Genomic DNA, 7,407 nt, shown 5'->3' on the forward strand with positions numbered 1-7,407 from the left:
CCTCCACCGGCACGTCTGGAGCCCGTCATGAACCACCCGGTCCCGCCGCCGACCCCGGCCGGGGACACCGACCCGCTGTCCCGGGTGCCGCTGGGCGAGCAGGTGCGCGGGCTGCTGCTGGAGGGCCTGCTGAACGGCCGCTGGCAGCCCGGGGACCGGATCGTCGAGCGGCGCCTGGCCGCCGAGTTGAACGTCAGCCAGGCACCGGTCCGCGAGGCGCTGCGCGCACTCCAGACGCTCGGGCTGCTCGACGCCGAGCCCAACCGGGGCGTGCGGGTGCGCGAGATCGGCCCGGCCGAGCTTCGCGAGGTCTACCAGGTACGGGCCGCGCTGGAGCGGCTGGCCGCAGAGTCGGCGGTGGTCCGGCTGGCCGGGGACACCACCGCCCTGGAGCGGCACGCCGAGCGGATGGCGGCGGCCGCGGCGGCGGGCGACGCGCTCGGCCAGGCCCGGCACGGGGTGGCCTTCCACCGCGAGATCGTGGCCGCCTCGGGCAACGGGACGCTGCTGCGTACCTGGGAGGGCCTCGGGGTCGAGGTGTGGACGGTGCTGTCGCTGCACGAGGTCCGGCCGGAGCTGCACGAGAACGCCGCCGACCACCGGCCGCTGATCGAGGCCTTCCGGCGGCAGGACCCGGCGGTCGGGCGGCTGCTGGCCGAGCACGTCCTGGAGTACGCCCGGCGCGAGGACGGTCGACCCGAGGACGGCCGACGCTCCGACTGAGCCCGCCCTCGTCAGGGTGCCGACTCATCGCGCTCACATAAAGTTCGTGTAGAGATGATCGATCATCGCTCAAACTACCCACCAGTAGCGGTTGACGCACCCCCCTCTCGCTCCCTACCGTCCAAGTAGTTCCATGGAGAGGAATACTATTCCGCATCACGGAATATGAGCCTCTGAAGCGCACCGACGAAGGGGAACCACCCGTGTCCCAGCTCGACCAGCTTCCCGACCAAGACCCCGAGGAGATCGCGGAGTGGCGCGCGTCCCTCGACGCCGCCCGCGACTTCGGCGGCCCGAACCGCGCCGCCCACCTGCTGCGCCGCCTCGTCGAGCACGCCGAACTGCAGCGGCTCGACGTCCCTCCGCTGCTGGACACCCCGTACGTCAACACCATCCCCACCGCCGCCGAACCGGAGTTCCCCGGCGACGAGGAGATGGAGCGCCGGATCACCGCCTGGAACCGCTGGAACGCCGCCGCCATGGTGACCAGGGGCAACCACCGCGGCGGCCTGGGCGGGCACATGGCCACCTACGCCTCCGCCGCCTGGCTGTACGAGGTCGGCTTCCAGCACTTCTTCCGCGGCAAGGAGGCCGACGGCTCCGGCGACCAGCTGTACGTCCAGGGCCACGCCGCCCCCGGCGTCTACGCCCGCGCGTTCCTGGAGGGCCGGATCTCCGAGGCCCAGCTGGACCGCTTCCGCCAGGAGGCCGCCGGCGACGGCCTGCCCTCCTACCCGCACCCGCGCAGGCTGCCCTGGTTCTGGGAGTTCCCGACCGTCTCGATGGGCCTCGGGCCGCTCTCGGCGATCCACCAGGCCCGGTTCAACCGGTACTTGGGCGCACGCGGGATCAAGGACACCTCCGGCTCGCACGTGTGGGCCTTCCTCGGCGACGGCGAGATGGACGAACCCGAGTCCACCGCCGCGCTCGCGCTGGCCGCCCGGGAGAACCTGGACAACCTCACCTTCGTGGTCAACTGCAACCTGCAGCGCCTGGACGGGCCGGTGCGTGGCAACGGCAAGATCGTGCAGGAGCTGGAGCGCCGGTTCCGGGCGGCCGGCTGGAACGTGGTCAAGTCGCTGTGGGGCGAGGCCTGGGACGAGCTGCTGGCCCGCGACACCACGGGCGCGCTGGTCCGCCGGCTGGGCGAGGTGCCGGACGGGCAGTTCCAGACCTATGCCGCCTCGGACGCCGGGTACGTCCGCGAGCACCTCTTCCACGGCTCGCCCGAACTGCGGCTGCTCGCCGACACCCTGGACGACCGGCGGCTGATCGAGACCGTCGCCACCTCCCGGGGCGGACACGAGCCGCGCAAGGTGTACGCGGCCTACCGCGCGGCGCTGGAGCACCGGGGCGCGCCCACGGTGGTGCTGGTGCAGACCGTCAAGGGCTGGACGCTCGGCCCCGGCTTCGAGTCCCGCAACGCCAACCACCAGATGAAGAAACTCTCCGGAGCGGAGTTCCGGGCCATGCGCGACCTGCTCGAACTCCCGATCCCGGACAGCACGTTGGCCGACGAACTGCCCCCGTACGCCCATCCCGGCCCGGACTCGCCGGAGGCCCGCTACCTGCGCGGGCGCCGCGCCGCACTGGGCGGACCGGCACCCGCCCGCCGGGTGCGCTTCGCCCCGCTGCCCACCCCGCCCGCGAAGCCCTTCGAAACGCTGTTCAAGGGCTCCGGCAGCCAGGAGATCGCCACCACCATGGCCTTCGTCCGGCTGGTCAAGGACCTGATGCGGGACAAGGCGTCCGGCCACCGGTGGGTACCGATCGTCCCGGACGAGGCGCGCACCTTCGGCATGGAGTCACTCTTCCCGACCGCCGGGATCTACTCCCCGCTCGGGCAGACCTACGACCCGGTCGACCGCGACCAGTTGCTGCACTACAAGGAGTCGGCGACCGGCCAGATCCTCAACGAGGGCATCACCGAGGCCGGTTCGATGGCCTCGATGACCGCCGCCGCGACCGCGTACGCGACCCACGGCGAGCCGGTCGTCCCGTTCTACATCTTCTACTCGATGTTCGGCTGGCAGCGCACCGCCGACCAGATGTGGGCGCTGGCCGACCAGTTGGGCCGCGGCTTCCTGATCGGCGCCACCGCCGGACGCACCACCATGACCGGCGAAGGACTGCAACACGCCGACGGACAGTCCCAGTTGATCGCCTCCACCAACCCGGCCGCACTCTGCTACGACCCGGCGTTCGGCTACGAGGTGGCCGTGATCGTCCGCGAGGGCCTGCGCCGGATGTACGGCAGCAGCGCGCAACACCCCCATGGTGAGGACGTGTTCTACTACCTCACCGTCTACAACGAGCCGCTCCGGCAGCCCGCGCTCCCGGCTGGCGAGGAGGTCGCGGACGGCATCCTGCACGGCCTCTACCGCTACCGCACGGCGGACGCCGCCGCCCTGCCCGCCGCCCTGCCCGCCGACCCGCCGCGACTCCAACTGCTCGCCTCCGGCACCGCCGTGCGCTGGGCGCTGGCGGCGCAGCGGCTGCTCGGCGAGGAGTGGGGCGTGGCGGCCGACGTCTGGTCCGCCCCCTCCTGGACGGAACTGCGCCGGGAGGCGCTGGACTGCGACGCGGCCGACCTGGCGCGGGCGGCGGCCGGCACCGACGGGGCCACCCGCGTCCCCTATGTGACCCGGGCGCTGGCCGGGGCGCCCGGGCCGGTGCTGGCGGTCAGCGACTGGATGCGCGCGGTGCCGGACCAGATCAGCCCCTGGGTGGAACAGGACTGGACCTCGCTGGGCACCGACGGCTTCGGCCTCTCGGACAGCCGTACGGCGGCGCGGCGACACTTCGGGGTGGACGCCGAGTCGGTGACGGTCGCGGCGCTGGCCGCACTGGCCCGTCGGGGCGAGGTCGAGGCGGAGACCGTACGGCGGGCGGCGGAACGTTACGGCGTCCGCTTCTGACGGCTCGGCGTCCACCCGCTCCACCGCCTGGTGACCGGCGTCTCGCATGCCAAGACTGGCGCGAGGCGGGGCGCGTCGTAGATCGTTGGGTGGTCAGGGCGCGCCCACGGGCGCCGAGCAGCGGAAATGGGAGTCGACGGCGATGACCGAGACCGAGACCTACGAGACGATCCTGGTCGAGCGCAAGGGCCGGGTGGGGCTGATCACGCTCAACCGGCCCAAGGCGCTCAACGCGCTGAACACCCGGCTCATGAACGAGGTGGTCGCCGCCGCGACCGCCTTCGACCGGGACCCGGAGATCGGCTGTCTGGTGATCACCGGCTCGGAGAAGGCCTTCGCGGCCGGCGCCGACATCAAGGAGATGCAGGGCAACCGGTTCCCGGACGTCTACCTGGACGACTGGCTGGGTCCGTGGGACCGGCTCGGCGCCGTGCGCAAGCCGGTGGTCGCGGCGGTGGCCGGGTTCGCACTGGGCGGCGGGTGCGAGCTGGCAATGCTGTGCGACATCCTGCTGGCGGCGGACACCGCGAAGTTCGGACAGCCGGAGATCAAGCTCGGGGTGATCCCCGGCATCGGCGGCTCGCAGCGGCTGACCCGGGCGGTCGGCAAGGCGAAGGCCATGGAGCTGTGCCTGACCGGGCGGATGATGGGCGCCGAGGAGGCCGAGCGGGCCGGACTGGTCTCCCGGATCGTCCCGGCGGACCAGCTGCTCGCCGAGGCGCTCGCCACCGCCGAGACGATCGCGGCGATGTCCACCCCGGCCGCGATCATGATGAAGGAGAGCGTCAACCGCGCCTTCGAGACGACCCTCGCCGAGGGCGTGCGCTTCGAGCGCCGGCTCTTCCACGCGGCCTTCGCCACGGCGGACCAGAAGGAGGGCATGGCGGCCTTCGCCGAGAAGCGCCCGCCGGAGTTCCAGAACCGCTGACACCGGAGGCCGTCCGGCAGGCGACAGCAGGCGACAACAGGCCGCGGACGACGGGCAGCGGACAGATTTCAGATGATGAAATCTGTCCGCTGAACTCTGTCCACTGAAAGCCGTCCGCTGTCATCTGTCGGATGTCATCCGTCCTCCGAAAGCCGTCGCCTGTTCGCCGAAGGCCGTTCGCGACCGGCCGCCGCGCTCAGTCCTCCTCCACCGCCACCGTGTTCAGCCGGGCGAGCCCACTGCGGGTGGCGGCGACCACGATCTCGTCGCCCGGGGCGAGCTGCCGGGTGCGGTCCGGGAAGTTCCACAGCAGCTGCCCGCCGTGGGCGAAGCGCACGGCGATCACCCGGACGCCGCCCGGGTCCTCCAGATCGTGCCGGTTCAGCCCGATCAGCCCACTGCCGTCCTCCACCTTCAGCTCGGCGATCAGCAGCACGTGCCGGAGCACCGACAGCGTCCCGCGCACCTCGCGCCCCATCAGCGCCGCCGCGAAGGCGGGCGCGGCCAGGTAGGACACCGACCGGGAGGCCGCGTTGTCCAGCGTCTTGTAGAAGTGACTGGCGAAGTCGTCCTCGAACAGCCGCACCACCACCCGGACGTCGGGATTGCCGTGGCGCGCCTCCAGGGCCGCCTCCAGGTTGGTGGCGTCGTCCCCGCTGACGGCGACCAGCGCCCGGCTGTGCTTCAGCCGGGCCCGGCGCAGCTGCTGCTCGAACGGACCGTCGCCCATCACCACCGGGATCCCCAGCGCCCGGACGGCGGCGATGCCGCGGGCCTGCGGGTCCCGCTCCATGCAGACCACCGGCACGCCCATGTCGTGCAGTTGGATCGCGACGCGGGTTCCGACATTGCCGAGGCCGACGACGATCACGTGGTCCCGGGTGCCCGCCCCGGGGTTGCGCGGCTGCCCGCGCCGCCCGGAGCCCAGGACCTCCACCGCGATCGCGGTGGCCACCGGCGCGAAGGTGATCCCGCAGATGGTGATCACCACCTGTGCGACCCGCTGCCAGAACCCGCCGGTGCCCGTCCCGGAGGAGATGTCGGAGAGCTGGTCCGGCTGGGCCGCGCCGGCCAGGTCGAGCAGCGCGATGTAGACGGTCCAGCCGAAGTTCCGGTTGAGGTACCAGAGCACCCCGAAGGCCAGCAGCACCGCCGCGAGGGCGGTGAGCAGCACCAGCCGCATGCGGGCGCTGGTGAAGAAGCGCATGGTGTCGAGCAGCCGCCAGCGCAGCCGTCGCTTCCAGTCGATCGGCTCCCGGGGTTCGATCCGCAGCACCTGGAGCGCCGCCCTGCCGCCCGGCTCCTCCTCCTGATCGGGGTCGGCCGCGGGCGCCGGTTCGCGCCGAACGCCTCCGGGTCGGATCGGCCCGTCGTCGCCGAACTCGCTGGCGAGCCGGACGAATTCGGCCGAGTCGCCCTGCTGCTCGGGCAGCAGTCGGATCCTGCCGAGGTCCTGCCGGTCGATCTGGTCGGCGACCACGCAGATCCGGTCGGAGGTGATGTCGTCGTCGAACGCGATGTGCAGGTAACGCCCCTCGATCTCCACCGAGTTGGGACGTCCGAGCGCCGCGGAGGCGAAGGCCGGGGCGGCGGTGGCGGAACCGGAGAGCGCGGCACCGTTCTTGAGCAGCCGTTCGATGTTCTCGCCGAGCCGTTGGTTGAACATCCGGAACACGATGCGGATGTCCGGGTTGTGGTTCTGGGCGCTGAGCGCGGCGTGGATGTTCTCCTGGTCGCTCCCCTCGACCAGGGCGAGACCGCGCGCGGTGCCGATGGACACCGCGCGCAGCGCCTCCTCGGTGATGCCGGCGTACTCCACGACCGCCGCGACGCCGGACAGCTGCTCGATCTGCGGCGCGTGGTCGCGGGTCCGGTCGGCGACCAGGACGACGACCGGGACCTCGTAGTGCTCGACGAGTTCCAGGATCAGGCGATGGGCCAGCGCATTGCCCCCGCAGACGATGTAGTGCTGGCTGATCGGCTCGACCGGAGGGGTCCCCCACCCTTCAGAAGTCATACCGCCGGATGATATCGACGGGAAGTGTCCGGAGGGTGACGTTCCGGCGACCGCGGCGGATCCCCCGAACGGCCGTATCCGACGCGCGGTCCGGCCGTGGCGCGGAGATGCTGGGGTTCGTTCCCTGCCCGTCAGCCGGCCGACCCGACCTCACCCGTCCTGCGTCACACGACCAGGCAGGACACCGGTCACCCGTCGCCCGGCGTCAGCCCGAGGAGTACGCCACCGTGGCCCCTCCGATCATCACCCCCGACGGCAGCCCGGTCCAGGGCCCGCTCGGACTGCTCGCCAAGGCCGCCTGGCAGGTCCTGCTGGTCGCCGGACTCGCCTCGCTCGCCCTCGGGATCGTGGTCTTCGCCTGGCCCGAGGAGACGCTCCTGGTGGTGGGCGTGCTGTTCGGCCTCTACCTGCTGGTGATCGGCATCGTGCAGCTGATCGCCGCGTTCGGCACCCACTCCACCGCGGCCCTGCGGGTGCTGGCCTTCATCAGCGGTGCGATCTGCGTCCTGCTGGGGCTGCTCTGCTTCCGCAGCGCGGCGCAGTCGCTGCTGCTGCTCGCGATCTGGATCGGGATCGGCTGGCTGTTCCGCGGCATCACCCAGCTCGCCGCCGCGATCTCCGACCCGCTGATGCCCGCCCGCGGCTGGCAGGCCTTCGCGGGCGCGGCCAACACCCTGGCCGGCGTGCTGCTGATGGTGTGGCCGGTCGGGTCGATCACCGCGCTGGCCGTGCTGGCCGGGTGCTGGCTGGTGATCCTGGGCCTGGTCGAGATCGTGACGGCGATCCAGGTCCGCGGCCGGGCCAAGCAGATCCCCTCGGGG

At 72.1% G+C, this 7,407-nt stretch carries 5 protein-coding genes; 4 read left to right on the plus strand and 1 reads right to left on the minus strand.

Features of this window, described 5'->3' with window-relative positions; genetic code table 11:
* Positions 1–27: 27 nt before the first annotated feature.
* The 3 genes from ACIQOV_RS18195 (at position 28) to ACIQOV_RS18205 (ending at position 4,569) form a co-directional block, all read left to right on the plus strand.
* Positions 28–723 (plus strand): GntR family transcriptional regulator, encoded by a 696-nt coding sequence (locus ACIQOV_RS18195; RefSeq protein WP_401049584.1) that lies wholly within the window; start codon positions 28–30, stop codon positions 721–723.
* Positions 724–926: 203 nt separating this feature from the next.
* Positions 927–3,641 carry a pyruvate dehydrogenase (acetyl-transferring), homodimeric type gene (gene aceE / locus ACIQOV_RS18200; protein ID WP_401049586.1) on the plus strand — a complete coding sequence of 905 codons (2,715 nt, stop codon included), beginning with the start codon at positions 927–929 and terminating at the stop codon, positions 3,639–3,641.
* A gap of 142 nt (positions 3,642–3,783) precedes the next feature.
* Complete coding sequence (locus tag ACIQOV_RS18205; protein ID WP_359900403.1) at positions 3,784–4,569, plus strand: enoyl-CoA hydratase; 786 nt, start codon at positions 3,784–3,786, stop codon at positions 4,567–4,569.
* A gap of 196 nt (positions 4,570–4,765) precedes the next feature.
* On the opposite strand, the gene ACIQOV_RS18210 is transcribed toward ACIQOV_RS18205, so the two are convergent.
* Positions 4,766–6,586 carry an NAD-binding protein gene (locus tag ACIQOV_RS18210; RefSeq protein WP_401049588.1) on the minus strand — a complete coding sequence of 607 codons (1,821 nt, stop codon included), beginning with the start codon at positions 6,584–6,586 and terminating at the stop codon, positions 4,766–4,768.
* A 227-nt stretch (positions 6,587–6,813) separates the two neighbouring features.
* Here ACIQOV_RS18210 and ACIQOV_RS18215 point away from each other — a divergent pair.
* Positions 6,814–7,407 (plus strand): HdeD family acid-resistance protein (locus tag ACIQOV_RS18215; protein WP_401049590.1); only part of this gene is annotated, 594 nt, incomplete at its 3' end.

It is taken from the genome of Kitasatospora sp. NPDC091257, assembly GCF_044757675.1.
GTDB classification, from domain to species: Bacteria; Actinomycetota; Actinomycetes; order Streptomycetales; family Streptomycetaceae; genus Kitasatospora; species Kitasatospora lactacystinica.

Coding starts and splice junctions, on each gene's coding strand:
- ACIQOV_RS18195 (WP_401049584.1), top strand. CDS start 28: ATGAACCACCCGGTCCCGCCGCCGACCCCGGCCGGGGACACCGACCCG.
- ACIQOV_RS18205 (WP_359900403.1), top strand. CDS start 3,784: ATGACCGAGACCGAGACCTACGAGACGATCCTGGTCGAGCGCAAGGGC.
- ACIQOV_RS18210 (WP_401049588.1), bottom strand. CDS start 6,586: ATGACTTCTGAAGGGTGGGGGACCCCTCCGGTCGAGCCGATCAGCCAG.